17 protein-coding genes and 1 other annotated feature are annotated in these 15,923 nt (G+C 41.4%); of the genes, 6 read left to right on the top strand and 11 right to left on the bottom strand.

Features of this window, described 5'->3' with window-relative positions:
• The first annotated feature begins 54 nt into the window (after positions 1 to 54).
• Together rnhC and ACFPZG_RS05325 are read left to right on the top strand one after the other, a co-directional pair.
• Positions 55 to 993 (top strand): ribonuclease HIII, encoded by a 939-nt coding sequence (gene rnhC, locus ACFPZG_RS05330; protein ID WP_317941139.1) that lies wholly within the window; start codon positions 55 to 57, stop codon positions 991 to 993.
• A 2-nt stretch (positions 994 to 995) separates the two neighbouring features.
• Positions 996 to 1,568, top strand: coding sequence for a hypothetical protein (locus ACFPZG_RS05325; RefSeq protein WP_283732366.1), 573 nt, complete (start codon positions 996 to 998; stop codon positions 1,566 to 1,568).
• A gap of 62 nt (positions 1,569 to 1,630) precedes the next feature.
• On the opposite strand, the gene pheT is transcribed toward ACFPZG_RS05325, so the two are convergent.
• From pheT to ACFPZG_RS05310, 3 genes are all read right to left on the bottom strand, one after another.
• The gene (pheT, locus tag ACFPZG_RS05320) at positions 1,631 to 4,042 is read right to left on the bottom strand and encodes a phenylalanine--tRNA ligase subunit beta (protein WP_317941140.1); all 2,412 of its coding nucleotides are present in this window, start codon (positions 4,040 to 4,042) and stop codon (positions 1,631 to 1,633) included.
• A gap of 16 nt (positions 4,043 to 4,058) precedes the next feature.
• Positions 4,059 to 5,096 (bottom strand): phenylalanine--tRNA ligase subunit alpha, encoded by a 1,038-nt coding sequence (gene pheS / locus ACFPZG_RS05315; protein ID WP_317941141.1) that lies wholly within the window; start codon positions 5,094 to 5,096, stop codon positions 4,059 to 4,061.
• 39 nt (positions 5,097 to 5,135) lie between these two features.
• Positions 5,136 to 5,367 (bottom strand) — a binding site (T-box leader).
• A gap of 55 nt (positions 5,368 to 5,422) precedes the next feature.
• The gene (locus tag ACFPZG_RS05310) at positions 5,423 to 6,187 is read right to left on the bottom strand and encodes a TrmH family RNA methyltransferase (protein ID WP_283732368.1); all 765 of its coding nucleotides are present in this window, start codon (positions 6,185 to 6,187) and stop codon (positions 5,423 to 5,425) included.
• 92 nt (positions 6,188 to 6,279) lie between these two features.
• On the opposite strand from ACFPZG_RS05310, the gene sspI reads away from it, so the two are divergent.
• Positions 6,280 to 6,492: a small acid-soluble spore protein SspI gene (sspI, locus tag ACFPZG_RS05305; protein ID WP_283732369.1), complete on the top strand. Its 213-nt coding sequence runs from the start codon at positions 6,280 to 6,282 to the stop codon at positions 6,490 to 6,492.
• A gap of 98 nt (positions 6,493 to 6,590) precedes the next feature.
• Here the strand turns inward: sspI and ACFPZG_RS05300 are convergent, their stop codons facing one another.
• Entirely contained in the window at positions 6,591 to 6,929 is a 339-nt protein-coding gene (locus tag ACFPZG_RS05300; RefSeq protein WP_283732370.1) for a hypothetical protein, read from the bottom strand.
• Positions 6,930 to 6,947: 18 nt separating this feature from the next.
• Positions 6,948 to 7,916, bottom strand: a complete 969-nt coding sequence (gene argF, locus ACFPZG_RS05295) for an ornithine carbamoyltransferase (RefSeq protein WP_317941148.1) — start codon at positions 7,914 to 7,916, stop codon at positions 6,948 to 6,950.
• Positions 7,917 to 8,021: 105 nt separating this feature from the next.
• Between argF and ACFPZG_RS05290 the strand changes: the two genes are divergently transcribed.
• A complete protein-coding gene (locus ACFPZG_RS05290; RefSeq protein ID WP_381426429.1) occupies positions 8,022 to 8,276 on the top strand; it encodes a hypothetical protein in 255 nt (84 codons plus the stop codon).
• Between the two features lie 5 nt (positions 8,277 to 8,281).
• Here the strand turns inward: ACFPZG_RS05290 and ACFPZG_RS05285 are convergent, their stop codons facing one another.
• Together ACFPZG_RS05285 and ACFPZG_RS05280 are read right to left on the bottom strand one after the other, a co-directional pair.
• A complete protein-coding gene (locus tag ACFPZG_RS05285; protein WP_283732372.1) occupies positions 8,282 to 9,370 on the bottom strand; it encodes a M42 family metallopeptidase in 1,089 nt (362 codons plus the stop codon).
• Positions 9,371 to 9,438: 68 nt separating this feature from the next.
• A complete protein-coding gene (locus tag ACFPZG_RS05280) occupies positions 9,439 to 10,422 on the bottom strand; it encodes a diaminopimelate dehydrogenase (protein WP_283732373.1) in 984 nt (327 codons plus the stop codon).
• A gap of 158 nt (positions 10,423 to 10,580) precedes the next feature.
• Here ACFPZG_RS05280 and ACFPZG_RS05275 point away from each other — a divergent pair, with 158 nt between their 5' ends.
• The gene (locus ACFPZG_RS05275) at positions 10,581 to 11,735 is read left to right on the top strand and encodes an MFS transporter (protein WP_283732374.1); all 1,155 of its coding nucleotides are present in this window, start codon (positions 10,581 to 10,583) and stop codon (positions 11,733 to 11,735) included.
• Positions 11,736 to 11,807: 72 nt separating this feature from the next.
• Here the strand turns inward: ACFPZG_RS05275 and recQ are convergent, their stop codons facing one another.
• Both recQ and ACFPZG_RS05265 read right to left on the bottom strand, forming a co-directional pair.
• Positions 11,808 to 13,634: a DNA helicase RecQ gene (gene recQ / locus ACFPZG_RS05270; protein WP_283732375.1), complete on the bottom strand. Its 1,827-nt coding sequence runs from the start codon at positions 13,632 to 13,634 to the stop codon at positions 11,808 to 11,810.
• A gap of 2 nt (positions 13,635 to 13,636) precedes the next feature.
• The gene (locus ACFPZG_RS05265; RefSeq protein WP_283732376.1) at positions 13,637 to 13,822 is read right to left on the bottom strand and encodes a hypothetical protein; all 186 of its coding nucleotides are present in this window, start codon (positions 13,820 to 13,822) and stop codon (positions 13,637 to 13,639) included.
• 300 nt (positions 13,823 to 14,122) lie between these two features.
• Between ACFPZG_RS05265 and ACFPZG_RS05260 the strand changes: the two genes are divergently transcribed.
• Complete coding sequence (locus ACFPZG_RS05260; RefSeq protein ID WP_283732377.1) at positions 14,123 to 14,668, top strand: hypothetical protein; 546 nt, start codon at positions 14,123 to 14,125, stop codon at positions 14,666 to 14,668.
• A gap of 86 nt (positions 14,669 to 14,754) precedes the next feature.
• Here the strand turns inward: ACFPZG_RS05260 and ACFPZG_RS05255 are convergent, their stop codons facing one another.
• Both ACFPZG_RS05255 and ACFPZG_RS05250 read right to left on the bottom strand, forming a co-directional pair.
• On the bottom strand, positions 14,755 to 15,324 hold the full coding sequence (locus ACFPZG_RS05255) for a dihydrofolate reductase family protein (protein ID WP_283732378.1): 570 nt from the start codon (positions 15,322 to 15,324) through the stop codon (positions 14,755 to 14,757).
• A gap of 95 nt (positions 15,325 to 15,419) precedes the next feature.
• Positions 15,420 to 15,854 carry an SMI1/KNR4 family protein gene (locus ACFPZG_RS05250; protein ID WP_317941142.1) on the bottom strand — a complete coding sequence of 145 codons (435 nt, stop codon included), beginning with the start codon at positions 15,852 to 15,854 and terminating at the stop codon, positions 15,420 to 15,422.
• Positions 15,855 to 15,923 lie beyond the last annotated feature (69 nt).

Raw genomic sequence — 15,923 nt, 5'->3', positions numbered from 1 at the left:
ACTTCTTGGATTATTGTACAATATGGATATAAGGTTATGGAGAGGGAGACGTTTATGAGTAATAGTGTGCTGCTATTGGATAAGGCTAAGTTGGATGGGTTGATGGCGCATTATGCTGCGTTTAAAGTGACGCGGAATGCGCCTGGGGTTGTGTTTGCTGCGAAGTTGCCGGATGCAGCGATAACGGCTTATAAATCGGGAAAGGTGCTTTTTCAGGGTGGAGGCGCGATGCGGGAGGCTGCGATTTGGGGAAGTGTTGATGGGCAGAAATCGCCTACAAAACCTACTGCCAAAGGGGAGATTTTGCCTGAGCGGTTTTCGGAGTTATCGGTCGTCGGGTCTGATGAAACTGGGACAGGCGATTTCTTTGGTCCTGTTACTGTGGCGGCTTGTTACGTTAGCTCTGAACAAATAGAGCTGGTAAGGGAATTGGGCGTAAAGGATTCGAAGCAGTTGAATGATGATTATATGCGGCAGATTGCCCCTGATTTGCAAGCAGCACTTATCCACAGTGTCCTCACGTTGACTAATGACAAGTACAACAAAGTGCAGGAAAAAGGATGGTCGCAAGGAAAGATAAAAGCTCTGCTTCATAATCAGGCGCTTAAGCATGTTTTACGGAAAATGAAGGGCGAAAAGCCTGATTACATTCTTATTGATCAGTTCGCTGAACGTGGCATTTATTATAATCATATTAAAAATGAACAGGAAATTGTCCGTGAGAATGTCTTGTTTTCGACGAAAGCTGAAGGGTTGCATCTCGCTGTTGCTGCCGCTTCGATTATTGCAAGGGTTGCTTTTTTAGAGGAGATGGACCGGTTGAGTGATTTAGCTGGCGTTCAACTTCCTAAAGGGGCAGGAAAAATTGTGGATGAAGCTGCAGCGAAGATTTTATTAAAGAGCGGCGAAGATACGTTGAAATCAATGACCAAATGGCATTTTGCAAATGCACAGAAGGCAAAGAAAATTGCTGCGCTTAAAAGGAAATTATAACGATGAAAAGTTTGAAAAGGGTTGTATTTTCTGTTCTCCTTCTTGCACTACTTTCCGCTTGCTCATCGAAAGACATTACTAACAATGAAGGGTCTAACAACACTATTAGCTATCCACAAGACGCGCAGGTTGAAGCAGATGACTTCATCTACAGATTATATACCGAGAAGGATGTTTATTCCGAATTTGGAGATACTGCCATATTTGCCGAATTAACGTATATAGGAAATCAGGAATCAGTTGAAATCTCCCACTCCGCATCACCATTTGAATTTCCAATCAAGGAGCTATCAAGAGGTATTGAAATCGAATATGCAATGGATGATCCCTTGATAAGAACAACGTTGGTCAAAGGGGAACCACTGCGTGAAAAGTATCGCTTCGCGGGCGGTTATAGTGATAATGATGATAAAGAGACGATAGAATTTATTCAAACGATTATTAATAAGGGCTTTCCTGAGGGTAATTATGTTGTTAATGGACTTGCAATTTTTTTTATCGAGAATGCTGATGAAACCATTGAGCCTGAATCATATAAATTGAATTTGAATATCGGCTTTAATGTTAGGGATTAATGGAAAAAGACCGCCTTGGAGTCAAGTTCTCTCCAATGGCGGTCTTATTTATTTATATTCGATTAACCACGAAGCTGTGCGTCTGCTTCCATAGTTAAAGCTTTTAATACTTTATCATGCGCTTTGACGACTTCTTCGTCTGTCAATGTGCGTTCAGGATCGAAATATGTCAATGAGAATGCAAGTGATTTCTTGCCTTTTTCGACATTATCCCCTTCATATAGATCGAAGAGTTTCACGTCTTTCAATAACTTCCCGCCAGCTTGACGGATGATTGTTTCAAGAATACCCGCAGAAGTTCCGCTTTCCACAACGAGTGCAATGTCACGTGAAATCGATGGGAAACGTGGAACAGGTGAATATAACAGCTCTTCTGTGTCGACAGACAGGATATGCTCAAGATTCAATTCCATCACAAACGTCTCTTTTAGGTCACGTTTCTTCTGCTCTGTTGGGTGTAGTTGACCAATTAGACCAATACGCTCGCCTTTAAGAAGAATGTTTGCTGTACGTCCAGGATGCATTCCGTCAATTGAAGTCTTTTCGAATGATAAGTCGTCAGAAAGGCCAAGTCGCTCCATCATTCCTTCAATAATTCCCTTCACCACAAAGAAATCCACTTTTTTAGTTTCGCCTTGCCATGCATGATCGACCCATTTACCAGTCAGAACAGCAGCGACATGTTCCACCTCACGTGGCAATCCGTCCTCTTCTTCACCAAGGAAGACAGAACCTGTTTCATACAATGCCACCGAATCGATTCGGCGTGCGACGTTATAGGTAGTAGCTTCCAATAGATGAGGAATGAGGCTTTGGCGAAGAGTACTACGGTCCTCACTCATCGGCATTAGCAATTCCGTTACCGGTGCTGTTTCCAAAGCATAAGCCTGTGCATGTTCTTTAGAAGTCAATGAATATGTGATTGCTTGGTATAGACCTGCACCTTCAAGGTATTGACGGACGATTCGACGTTTTGCCTGATATGGAGTGAGTCCACCCGGAGTGGATTCCGATACAGGAAGAGTTTTTGGAATTTCATCGTATCCATACATACGAGCGATTTCCTCAATAATATCTTCTTTAATCCGTAAGTCTTGTCTACGTGTTGGTGCATCAATTACTAATTGGCCGTTGACCGCTTGTGTCGGGATACGAAGACGTTCCAATATAGTAAGCATGTCATCCATTGATATCTTCATGCCAAGTCTATTATTGATATAGTCCGGTGAGATTGTAATGCGCTCAGCCGTCTTATCAAGCTCGTCAAATGTTACTGATCCGGAGAGGACTTCACCGTTAGCAAGCTCCGCCAATAGTTGCACAGCGCGTTCCGCCGCTTCCTGCACCCGGTTCGGGTCAACACCTTTTTCAAAGCGAGTACTTGCGTCGCTTCGAAGTCCAACTTCTTTTGACGTCCTTCTGACAGAAGATGGTGCAAAATAAGCTGATTCAATTACAACAGTTGTCGTCCCGTCATGGACTTCTGAATTCGCTCCACCCATGACACCAGCAATCGCTACTGGCTCTTTACCATTCGTAATGACTAAGTTATGGGAATTAAGCTTACGCTCTGCATCGTCCAACGTCGTGATCAATTCCCCTTCTTCAGCATGACGGACGACGATTTCGCCAGACTCAAGGCGGTCGTAGTCGAATGCGTGAAGTGGTTGCCCGTATTCCATTAGTACATAATTCGTAATATCGACGACGTTATTATGAGGACGAACGCCTGCAGCCATCAAATAATTTTGAAGCCAAAGTGGAGACTCGGCAATCTTGATATTTTTCACAACTTTTGCTACATACATCGGATTATCGGTAGATGCATCAACGCGTAGTTTCAACACATCCTCCGCTTTTTCGGCAGACTCTTTATAATCAATTTTCGGAAGTGCAATCCCTTGTGATAAAATTGCGCCTACTTCATAAGCGACACCTAACATGCTTAAAGCATCCGAGCGGTTTGGCGTCAAGTCGAATTCAAGTACCGTATCGTCAAGTCCAAGCAATGGAAGTGCATTCTCACCGGGAACCGTATCTTGTGGCAATACATAGATGCCTTCAGCATACGCTTTTGCTACAAGCTTCCCTTCGATGCCAAGCTCCTGTAATGAACAGATCATCCCGTTCGATTCTTCACCGCGAAGTTTTGCTTTTTTAATTTTCATCCCACCCGGTAGAACTGCGCCAGGGCGTGCAACGATAACTTTCTGGCCTTGGGCGACGTTTGGCGCTCCGCAAATGATTTGCGTCGTTTCTTCCCCAACGTCAACTTGGCAAATGTTCAATTTATCCGCTTCAGGATGTTTTACACATTCCTTTACATAACCGACAACTACATTCGTCATTGACTGAGACCGGTCAATAATGGAATCGACTTCAATCCCTGAACGCGTTATTCTTTCTGCAAGATCTTCCGGCTTAATGCCCTTTATATTTACATATTCATTCAACCATTTTGTAGATACTAACATGTCTGTCTTCTCCTCCTTACGCTTCTGACCGATGGAATTGTGATATGAACCGAACATCATTCGTATAGAAATGACGGATGTCTTCAACACCGTATTTCAACATTGCAATCCGTTCCGGCCCCATTCCAAATGCAAAGCCAGTTACAGCCTCTGGGTCGTATCCTGCCATGCGCAAGACATTCGGATGCACCATTCCAGCACCTAATATCTCAATCCAGCCAGTTTTTTTACATACATTACATCCATCTCCACCACATTTGAAGCAAGAAATATCCATTTCGACGGATGGCTCAGTGAACGGGAAGAAGCTTGGGCGCAAGCGAATTTCTCGATCTGCACCGAACATCTTCTTCGCGAACAGATCAAGCGTCCCTTTTAAATCACTCATTTTAATATTTTCACCTACGACAAGTCCTTCAATCTGTGTGAATTGATGGGAATGTGTCGCGTCGTCATTATCCCTACGATACACTTTACCCGGGCAGATGATTTTGATTGCTTCCCCGCCTTTAGTTTCCATTGTCCGTGCTTGGACTGGTGAAGTATGAGTACGCAGTAGAACATCTTCAGAAATATAGAAGGAGTCCTGCATGTCTCGAGCTGGGTGACCTTTCGGCAAGTTAAGCGCTTCGAAATTGTAGTAGTCTTTCTCAACTTCAGGACCTTCTGCAATTTCATAGCCCATGCTGATGAAGAAGTCTTCGATTTCCTCAACGACTCTTGTCAATGGATGGTGATTGCCCGTTTGAATCGGACGTCCAGGTAACGTGACGTCAATTGCCTCTTTTTCCAATTGGGCGTTGATGGCCTCTTCTTCAAGCAGTGTCATGCGTGCTTCGAGTGATTCGGTCACTGCTTCACGGATGACGTTTACCAATGCTCCCATTTTAGGGCGCTCTTCGGCTGGAAGTTTCCCCATCCCTTTTAGTAAGTCAGTGATAGGTCCTTTTTTGCCAAGATAAGCGACACGGACGTCGTTTAAGTCCTTGACAGTTGAAGCGTCTTGAATTTTATTCAACGCTTCTTCTTTCAACTGCTGTAATTGTTGTTCCATTTTCATTCTCCTTTCGAAATAAAAAAACCCCGCCCCCTAAAAAGGGACGAGGACGAGTTCGCGGTACCACCCTGATTATTATGCAAGAATATGCATAATCACTTCATTTGGATTAACGGCCCTCTACCGGCACGCCTTTACAGTAAAAACTGGTCCAAGCGGCAGCTCTCGGGGTGAACTTCAACGGTCATTCGCCTATCTGCACTCTCAGTCACGGTGCAAATTTCCTGTTGGTTGCAAACTGTCTACTTTTCCCGGTCACAGCTTTTAATTTTATTTACAGCATTACTATACCCGATTTCCTTCAATACTTCAACTTGCCAAAATCATTTCTTGCCATAAGCGTAGAGAAGAATTCCTGTAGCGATGGCTACATTTAATGATTCAGCTTTACCGTAAATCGGGATTTTAACGATCTCATCTGATTTCGACAAATAGTCAGCAGAGACGCCACTTCCTTCATTTCCAACGATTATCGCAAATTCATCTAATGGCCCAACGCTATAATGGTCAACGGCGTTTTGCAAACCAGTGCCGATAAGTTTAATATTGGCTGATTTCACTATTTCTATCCAATCGCCGAGTTCTCCTTTTACGATTGGAAGATGGAAATGGGATCCCTGGGCAGAGCGGACGGTTTTCGGATTGTAAGGATCCGCACAACCTTTCCCTAAAATTACGGCATCAATCCCTGCAGCATCGGCAGTTCTGATCATTGTCCCTATATTGCCAGGATCTTGGACAGCATCGATGAACAAATATTTTTTCCATGAATCCGTTGTAGCTTCTGAATAGTTAGGTTGGCGGCAATGAGCGAAAACTCCTTGCGATTGTTCTGTTTCCACTAATTCTTTCGCAACCGCCTTAGTCACTTCAATCATTTGAAGGTTATCAGTTTTCCAATTGGTCGGAAGTTCAACGTCCTCCCTTACGATCAAATGAATCACAGTGCCTTCGGATTTAATAGCTTCTTCGACGAGATGAAATCCTTCAACGAGGAATTCTTCCGATTTATCTCGGTCTTTTTTAGAGGTTGCAAGTTTTTTCCAATGCTTAACAAGTGCGTTTTGAGTCGATTCGATTCTTTTCATTTATTTCAAGACATCCTTTTTCTTTTCAGTGTAACAAATGTCCGTATAGTTGGCGATCATTGTGTCCAAAATGAGTGCAGGAGGATGATATCATGAATTTTCAAATACGCGACGCAATTACTGCAAACATGACGAATAACTCAGCGACTGATATACGCAACGTCGTGGAAGATGCACTGCAGCGTGGAGAAGAGCATTTACTGCCAGGTCTTGGTGTGTTTTTTGAAAAGTTGTGGGTCAATGCGGATGAGCAAGAGAAAACTAAAATTACCGGCGAACTTGCACAAGCATTTGCAGGACGATGAATATGTAATGATAAAAGAGCTGTCCAGGTAGTCGACTGGACAGCTTTTTTTGTCCTATCTTGTGTTAATGAGAACTTTACAATGAAGAATGAGAACTCTTAATTCATGAACGAGAACTTTTCATCGAAGAACGAGAACTCAAAGCTTGTAAACGAGAACTCTTTAATGAAGAATGACAACTCCAAGCGCTTAAACGAGAACTCTTCACGAATAAATGAGAACTTCAAGCGCTTAAACGAGAACTCTTCACGAATTAATGAGAACTCCAAGCGCTTAAACGAGAACTCTTCACGAATTAATGAGAACTCCAAGCGCTTAAACGAGAACTCTTTACGAATTAATGAGAACTCCAAGCGCTTAAACGAGAACTCTTCACGAATTAATGAGAACTCTAATCGTGTAAACGAGAACTCCCACGCTACTACAGGTTCCTCCACATTCCGGTCACTTCTCTTTTATTTCAAAAGCGTAGCTAATACAGCCTTCTGTGCATGCAACCGATTGCCTGCCTGTTGGAAAACATAGGAATTCGGGCCGTCGATTACGGAAGCGGAAACCTCTTCCTCACGATGTGCAGGTAGGCAGTGTAAAAACATGTAATCCTTTTTCGCATGACCGACCAGTTTGTCATTAATTTGAAAATCCTTAAAGACCTCCAGTCGATGAGCCGACTCTTCTTCTTGCCCCATGCTGGTCCAGACGTCCGTATAAACAACATCCGCATTTTCGACAGCCTCAACCGGATCGTAAGTTTGAATAACCGACCCACCGTTTGCGGCCGCTATTTTTTGCACCATTGCGAAAAGCTTTTGATTGAACTCGTATCCAGCAGGTGTTGCAACCGCAATATGCATTCCCATGTTCGCTGCGCCGATGACTAATGAGTGTGCCACATTATTTCCGTCTCCTACGTAAGCGATTCTTTTACCGACAATTGAGCCTTTCACTTCAATCATTGTCAATAAATCCGCAAGTGCCTGACATGGATGGAAAAGATCCGTTAATCCATTGATGATTGGAATAGATGCATGCTTCGCAAGTTCCTCAACGGATTCATGGGAATTTGCACGTATCATAACCCCATCGAGGAATTCGGATAATACTTTTCCTGTGTCATGTATCGACTCGCCACGGCCAATTTGTAAATCTCTTGCATTCATGTACATTGCATGCCCGCCAAGCTGAACCATACCGACTTCGAAAGAAATCCTTGTTCTTGTGGAATGTTTTTCAAAAATCATGCCGAGAGTTTTCCCCGGTAAAATGGGGGGCATTTTGCCTGATAGTGTTTCTTTTTTCATGACTAATGCTTTGTGCAATAAATAAGTGATTTCCTCATTCGTATAATCTAACAACGTTAACATGTCGCGTCCTTTAAGCTGATCTTCTATATTGTGCCCGATATTCACTGCCGATAAATGCATTTTCACCAATTTGATCATCTCCATTCCTTATAATGTGATGTTAGAAATAGTATATTCATGCATAAATATAAAGTCAAATGAATTTTTATGAAATTTTAAGCATAAATGTTTCATGCGGTCCTATTGGAACTCTTCATGCATCTACAGGAAGTCAACACAGTTCTATGGGAACTCAACATGCATCTATGGGAAGTCCACCCGGTTCTACGGGAACTCCAAACACTTCTATGGGAAGTCCACCCGGTTCTACGGGAACTCCAAACACTTCTATGGGAAGTCCACCCAGTTCTACGGGAAGTAAAAACTAAAACGACACAATACAAAAAACCGCACCCTCGTCAAAAGGGTGCGGTCTTTTAAAAAACTTATTCAAATGTAATACGGTGTACAGTGTCCTTATCAAGCTTTTTAATGACTTCAACAATCAGTTTCACTGCATTTTCGTAATCATCTCTATGCAACATTGCCGCATGAGAGTGGATATACCGTGTAGCGATACAGATTGCGAGTGAAGGAACTCCGTTTCCGCTCACATGGATTGACCCAGCATCTGTTCCGCCGCCAGGGATCACGTCGAATTGATAAGGGATGCCGTGCTCTTCCGCTGTGTCAACGACAAGATCACGTAAACCTTTATGGGATACCATTGAAGCGTCAAAAAGAAGAATCTGAGGACCATCGCCCATTTTACTTGACGCTTCTTTAGAAGTCACTCCAGGTGTATCTCCAGCAACACCAACATCAACTGCAAACGCAATATCCGGCTTGACTTTCGCAGCGGCTGTTTTCGCGCCACGCAATCCGATTTCCTCTTGGACAGCGCCAACACCGAATACGACATTCGGGTGGTTCTCGTCTTTCAATGCTTTCATGACATCAATTGCAATTGCACAGCCGATTCGGTTATCCCATGCTTTTGCAAGCAAATATTTGTCATTGTTCATGACTGTGAATTCAAAGTAAGGAACGACCATGTCTCCAGGCATTACTCCCCACTCCATAACTTCCTCTTTGGAAGTGGCACCGATATCGATGAACATGTCCTTAATATCAACCGGCTTCTTACGCGCTTCCGGAGAAAGGATATGTGGTGGCTTCGAACCGATAATACCAGTCACCGTATCTCCTTTACGCGTCACGATTGTAACCCGTTGAGCAAGCATAACTTGGGACCACCATCCGCCAACAGTTTGGAAGGAAAGGAATCCTTTGTCGTCAATCTTAGAAATCATAAAACCAACTTCATCCAAATGACCTGTAACCATTACTTTTGGACCTTCGGCAACACCTGTTTTTTTAGCAATTAAAGAACCAAGTCCATCATATTCGATTTCATCAGCAAACGGCTCGATATATTTCTTCATTACTTCGCGAGGCTCGCGTTCATTCCCAGGAATTCCTTTCGCGTCCGTCAAGTCTTTTAACATCACTAATGTTTCGTCAAGTTTCCCCATTCATTTCGCCCTCCTAAATAAAAACCACATTTTCAGTATAGATGAAATAACAGATATTTGAAAGAAATTTATAGCAACTCTTTTCGAAGTTCGTGAGCACTCTTCGGTGATAGTAATCCGGGTGCAACGTCGAACACAGTTCTTGCGCCGGTTTCTCCGTTTTTATTCATCTTATAAGCCGCACGTGCATAAGCAACAAGGACACTCGAAGTGAATTCAGGATTACTTTCCAACGTTAGGGAAAATTCCATTACCTGATTGTTAGACTCGCCTGTTTTGCCGCTTCGAATGACAAAACCGCCATGTGGCATTGCTGCATGCTCCTCTTTCAATTGCGCTTCGCTTATGAAATTCACTGTTGTGTCATAGTCCGCAAAGTAATCAGGCATTGTCACGATGGCCTGTTCAACTTGAGCAGCATCCGCCCCTTCTTCAAGAACAACAAAGCATTCACGTGTATGTTTTTCACGAGTGGAGAGTTCAGGTTGGGAGCCACTTCTCACTTTATCCACCGCTGCCTCTACAGGGATTGTATACTGGACAGCTCCTTTAACTCCTTTAATCCTTCTGACAGCATCCGAATGACCTTGGCTTAAACCTTTACCCCAGAATGTGTAGGTTGCACCCTCTGGAAGAATTGATTCACCATATAGGCGATTGATGGAAAATAATCCTGGATCCCAACCAACAGAAATGATTGCAGTTTTTCCGTTCGGTTTGGCTGAAGCGTCGACTGCTTCAAAATACTCAGGAATTTTCGCATGCGTGTCGAAGCTATCAACTGTATTAAATAATTTAGAAAGCGCAGGACCTTGTTCCGGCAAATCATTTTTAGATCCACCGCAAAGAATTAATACATCGATGTCATTTACATAGCTTTCAATGTCATCCAATGGGAGAACTGGGACACCGCTATGCACTTTCAGCTCTGCAGGATTCCTTCTTGTAAAAACAGCTGTAAGTGTTAAATCATCATTTTGAGAAATCGCTGATTCTACACCTTTACCTAAATTGCCGTATCCAACAATTCCAATTCTTGTTTTTGTATCCATTTTTAACAACATCCCTTTCGCCCAAAGTATTCTTACATTTTAACGTTACTCCTATTAATTTGCTAATTTTTCTTTTGTCAAAATCTATCCTTTTATCTATTTCGATTTAAATGGTACAGTAGTAGGGTAGATATAACTAAATGGAATGAGGATTTCATATGCGTGCGTTTGTTTATTTAATCGTTTTCTTCTCATTTTTTGATTTGTTTTCACAGCTTCCGATAATGAGTCCATTCGCGTTTTCGTTAGGCGCATCGTCTTTCATGACCGGTCTCGCAGTGGGTATGTATTCATTTTCAAATACAATCGGAAATGTCATTTCAGGTTTTCTGACAGATAAAAGAGGACCTTTCATCATCCTTTTGGTCGGTTTGTTTGCGTCGGGAGCATCGCTGCTACTATATACATTTGCCATCGGACCTACCTCGCTTTTAGGTATCCGATTTGTCCATGGATTTATGGAAGGGTTAATCGTTCCTGCAGCTTTTACATTTCTTGCAAATCGTGCAGAAGAATCTAAGAGAGGTAGAAGTGTTGCAATTTCTGGTGCGTTTGTTGGAATGGCGGCGATTTTCGGACCAGCTTATAGTGGAATTGTTGCTACGAAAACAAGTGCTCCTTTCATCATGTCAGTGAATGGTGTTATTATGTTCATTCTTGCCATTGCAGCTTTTTTCCTATTACGTTCATTTACATACGAGAAAAAACAGCATTCAAAGTCGACGAAGCATTTCAGGGTGCGGTATCTATTCAAACATCCAGGAATGGTAAGAGCATTTGCAGGAGCCTTCTTCCTGATGTTTTCGCAAGGGGTATTGGCATTGATACTTCCCTTGAAAGTTGAAGCGCTTGGATTTGATACAAAAACGACAGGTATGCTGCTTAGTACGTTCGGTGTCGTTGCTATACTGATTTTCCTATTGCCGATTAACCGTATTTTTGACAAAGTACGTCCAATGATCACATTGGCATTCGGAATTTCCATGATGGGCTTGAGCATGCTATTCCTAAGTCAGATTACGGAACTTTCACTTCACTATGTAGCTATGATGCTATACGGAATCGGTTTTTCTTTCCTATTCCCATCGATTAATTCCTTACTGATCGACTCATCTTCCGCCGAATTCCGCGGGAAAGCCTATGGCTATTTTTATGCATTCTTTTCGATCGGCGTCGTTGCAGGCTCAAGTTTAATCGGTTACTTGGATTTAACGTTCAAAGGCGCGTTCATGCTTACTGGCATAATCCTATTGGCCGTGGCACTGTATACGATACTTGGTATGAAAAGAAACCTACAATTGACATCAGAATGATAGGCTTAACTTGATTAATCTAAAAAACAGGTGGAGGGAACTATTCCCTTCACCTGTTTTTTCTTTTTCATATTATACCAGTTCTGCAGAATAGGATTTGATCTCCTCCATGAATACTTCCCCATATCTTTCGAGTTTTGCAGCCCCTACTCCGTTGACTTCCAAAAACGCTTCTTCTGTGACAGGCATTTTTGCAGCCATATCACGTAATGTCTTATCGGAAAAGACAACAAAAGGAGGTACCCCTGCTTCTTGGGCAAGTTTCATGCGAAGTGCGCGCAATTGATTGAACAACGGATCTTCCTTTGTAATCTGTTTAGTTTCAACGGATCCTTTACGGAAAACCTTCACTTTGCCGGTCAATACATCCTTCCCTTGCTCAGTGACGTATATAATCGGAAATTGACCATTCTCCACGCCTAAAAAGTTTTCGGAGATGATGAATTCGATAAAATCGGAAACATCCTTTGCATTCCGTTCTTTCATCAAACCATATGTTGTCAGTTTGTCAAAACCGAATTCCAACACTTTCTTGTTACGGGAGCCAGTCAACACTTGAGCAATCATCGTCTTACCGAATCGCTGCCCCATTCGTATCACACATGAGAGTACTTTCTGAACCTCAACAGTCACTTCGAAGCGTTCCCGTGTATCCGTACAATTTGCACAGCGGCCGCAATCTTCAATTTCGCTTTCACCAAAATAGGCGATGATGAATTTTTGCAAGCAGGATTCAGTATGGCAATAGTCGATCATCGACTGTAGTTTTTCAAGTTCCGCGGGGATTCGTTGGCTATCCTGCGATTGGTCAATCAGAAAACGCTGTGTTATAACGTCTTGTGAAGAAAATAAGAGCGTACATTCACTATCAAGTCCATCCCTACCGGCACGACCTGCTTCCTGATAGTAGCTTTCCATATTTTTTGGCATTTGATAATGAATGACATATCTTATATTACTTTTGTCAATTCCCATCCCAAAGGCATTTGTCGCTACCATGACAGTCGCTTCATCCATTAAGAACCGATCCTGCTCCGTTTGCCGGAAAACATCCGAGAGGCCAGCATGATACCTTGCCACCTTCACCCCGGTCCGTTCGAGCATCGCATGAACTTGGTCTACGGCTTTACGAGTGGCGGCGTAAATAATACCCGCTTCCCCTTCATTTTTCTTCACATAGTCTTTAACAAACTTTTCTCGATCTTGACCCTTAATGACGGAAAAGGTAAGATTGCTCCGTTCAAATCCGGTCATTACAGTATGATCGCTTTCGATATGCAACTGTTCGCAAATATCGTCACGGACGGCTGGTGTCGCTGTAGCAGTCAGCGCTAAAACAACTGGTCTTTTTTCAAATGATTGAATGACTCTGCTCATCATCCGATAACTTGGTCTGAAATCATGACCCCATTGAGAAATACAGTGTGCCTCGTCAATCGCGATCATAGGAATTTTCATTCTGTTAATTTGCTGTACGAAGGATTGGGACTCAAACCGTTCAGGAGCAACGTATAGCAGACGATATCCACCCTCCGCAGCAATTTCCATCGTACCGAAATATTCCTCTGTTGATAATGTGCTATTTATATATGCTGCAGGGATTCCAATTTGATGGAGCGCATCGACTTGGTCCTTCATCAATGAAATTAAAGGGGATACGACTAAAACAGTTCCCTCCATAACCAAAGCCGGAACTTGATAACAAACGGATTTTCCACCGCCTGTCGGCATGACGCAAAGTGTATCCTTTCCTTCCAAAACATTATTAATGGCATTTTCCTGGCCTGTCCGAAAGGAAGTATATCCAAAATAAGAAGATAATATGGACAATGCTTTATCGATCGGGATCACCTCTTTCAATTCATCAAAGAAAAAAGCACCTTCGCTGGCGCTTTTCATTTTTATTTTTCAAGCAGCAATCGTTCTTCGTCGCGGCTATGTATTTCATTGACAACTAATAATGCATAGAATTTCTGCAGAACAGTTGGGCTGATTTTCTCTGGTTCACGTAGCTCTTCTATATCTTTTACAATTATCCTGATTAAATCATGATCTCTCGTAAGTTGGATGATCGCTTCTCCTTTCAACTAGATGCTTTTCCTATAGAATAACAGAGATTTGCTAAAGGCACCAAGGGAATGAATTAATCGGGTGAAATCGTTGATTTTCGTTTTAGGCGGACGCTTTCCCAGGGCGGGCGGAGTCGCCGCCTTCCACTACAATCAACTAAGTGAGCGCTTCTAAATGTAATTACGCCTGATTATGCAATACCATATTAGATGAGGAATCTATGCTAAAATAAATTAAAGTTTGAGAAACGATGCCCAACACCCAACGGGGCAGGTTAACATATTTCAGCGTTATAACATAAATAAGGTGGTGGGAAAGTGGATAATCAAATAAAATTGGCATTTAATAAATCTAAATCGGGCGATAAAGATGAGCGTTATGAAGCCTATCAAATTATTTTAAAAGCAACTGATCAACAAGTTGATTGGGCTTACGAAGTATGGAATCAACTAATAAAGGACTTAACTCATAAAGATAACCATCAACGCTCTCGTGCAGCACAATATTTAGCCAATCTAGCTAAAAGCGACCCCGAGATGAGAATTATGAAGGATTTCCCTGAATTGTGGAAGGTAACTAAAGATGAAAAATTTGTTACAGCTAGACATAGTCTCCAATCTATATGGAAAGTCGGAATTGCAGGTACAGCCCAACTAAAAATGGTTATGGAATTTATGGTTGAGCGCTTTAAAAAATGTGAAGATGAAAAAAATTTCACTTTAATTCGTAATGACATTATTCAAAACATGAAAAATTTATTTGACTATTACAATGATGAGTTTATTAAACAAACGGCACTGGATTTAATTGATATAGTTGACGACAAAAAATACAAAAAAAAATATATGGATATATGGAAGTAGTTTAGCCCTTCATAGATTATAAAGCTGAATATTTGAGTGTATTCGGCTTTATAATCATCTTAATTTAATCTATCGTGTAGTACAATTTAATTTCTTTTCAAATGGTAGATTAGTTGAACAACTCCGGAGGAGAAAGTTCTTGTATTAATTAATTCCAAATTCAATCTCTGTTTAATATCAATAAACATCGGTCTTCCCTCTCCCAAAACCACAGGATGTACAGATAGTCTAAATTCATCAACAAGGTCTAAATTGATAAAGGTGGATATAAGATTTGCTCCACCATATAACCAGATGTCTTTACCGGGCTTATTCTTTATTTTATTTACTTCTTCAAGAATATCTTCATTTATGAATACTGCTTTTTCGTCAGTCCCTTTTTGCGTTTTTGAAAAAACATATTTAACTTTACTGTGAACTAATCCCCACATTTCTTTTTCAGCTTCAGTATCTTCAATTGTCGGAGTATATTGTCCCCACAAATCGTAACTTTTTCTTCCATATAAAATAGTATCTATTTGATTTAGGAAATTAGTAAACCCCATCTCAGAGTCCATTATGCACCAATCAACTTCACCATTTTTCCCTTCAATAAATCCATCTAAGGTTACTGCTAAATCTAAAATTATTTTCCTTGACCTTACTTCATTGGACATTATTTTCCCTCCCTTGGTTGAAGAAAAAAGAGCCGACTAAGCCCTACGATCTTCAGGTAAAGCACCTTGTTACTATAATAAGCAAATACCTTTATCTAAGTAGTAATTTCACCAGTAATCCAACCTTTTATAAATACTTCCAATGATGAAGCAACCCACGTTCTGCTGTCATCTTCGTGGTTCCATACATAAATATCTTCTGTTTGAATGCTACCATTTAATATTTTAAAGCCAAATAGGTCACCACAGCCGTTATCTGAAAAAAATAACAAGTGGTCAAATGGCATATAAATATCTTTATAGTCACCAAAATTCCTAAAAAACAAATTATCTTTTACTATTTGTGAAGTTGACCATATTAAAGGACAGTCGAAACTATCGAACACTCCATTTGTTTCATTATATAATTCAAACATTTTTTTTGATATTTCCACGTTTAGTTCCTTTGTAATTTGAATTATTTCAGCCTTAGTTGCCGGTGGTTTGAAAGAATAATCTTTTGATATTGAACTTATATAGTCCTTCCACATCTATTTATCACCATCCTTAAAAACATCTATTGGATAATAATTCACCATTAATAATAGACATTCCTTCTT

Origin of the sequence: Sporosarcina thermotolerans (assembly GCF_042658975.1) — a bacterium.
GTDB lineage: Bacteria > Bacillota > Bacilli > Bacillales_A > Planococcaceae > Sporosarcina > Sporosarcina thermotolerans.
The sequence above is the reverse complement of the archived record's forward strand: the minus strand, read 5'-3'. Positions and strand labels throughout refer to the sequence as shown.

Excerpts from the sequence above, each read along its gene's own strand:
- ACFPZG_RS05310 (WP_283732368.1), bottom strand. The coding sequence starts at position 6,187 with ATGAAAAGAATCGAATCGACTCAAAACGCACTTGTTAAGCATTGGAAA.
- ACFPZG_RS05250 (WP_317941142.1), bottom strand. The coding sequence starts at position 15,854 with ATGTGGAAGGACTATATAAGTTCAATATCAAAAGATTATTCTTTCAAA.
- argF (WP_317941148.1), bottom strand. The coding sequence starts at position 7,916 with ATGCATTTATCGGCAGTGAATATCGGGCACAATATAGAAGATCAGCTT.
- pheS (WP_317941141.1), bottom strand. The coding sequence starts at position 5,096 with ATGGAACAACAATTACAGCAGTTGAAAGAAGAAGCGTTGAATAAAATT.
- ACFPZG_RS05325 (WP_283732366.1), top strand. The coding sequence starts at position 996 with ATGAAAAGTTTGAAAAGGGTTGTATTTTCTGTTCTCCTTCTTGCACTA.
- ACFPZG_RS05290 (WP_381426429.1), top strand. The coding sequence starts at position 8,022 with ATGTTTCATGCGGTCCTATTGGAACTCTTCATGCATCTACAGGAAGTC.
- rnhC (WP_317941139.1), top strand. The coding sequence starts at position 55 with ATGAGTAATAGTGTGCTGCTATTGGATAAGGCTAAGTTGGATGGGTTG.
- recQ (WP_283732375.1), bottom strand. The coding sequence starts at position 13,634 with ATGAAAAGCGCCAGCGAAGGTGCTTTTTTCTTTGATGAATTGAAAGAG.
- ACFPZG_RS05275 (WP_283732374.1), top strand. The coding sequence starts at position 10,581 with ATGCGTGCGTTTGTTTATTTAATCGTTTTCTTCTCATTTTTTGATTTG.
- ACFPZG_RS05280 (WP_283732373.1), bottom strand. The coding sequence starts at position 10,422 with ATGGATACAAAAACAAGAATTGGAATTGTTGGATACGGCAATTTAGGT.
- ACFPZG_RS05285 (WP_283732372.1), bottom strand. The coding sequence starts at position 9,370 with ATGGGGAAACTTGACGAAACATTAGTGATGTTAAAAGACTTGACGGAC.
- pheT (WP_317941140.1), bottom strand. The coding sequence starts at position 4,042 with ATGTTAGTATCTACAAAATGGTTGAATGAATATGTAAATATAAAGGGC.
- sspI (WP_283732369.1), top strand. The coding sequence starts at position 6,280 with ATGAATTTTCAAATACGCGACGCAATTACTGCAAACATGACGAATAAC.
- ACFPZG_RS05255 (WP_283732378.1), bottom strand. The coding sequence starts at position 15,324 with ATGTCCAATGAAGTAAGGTCAAGGAAAATAATTTTAGATTTAGCAGTA.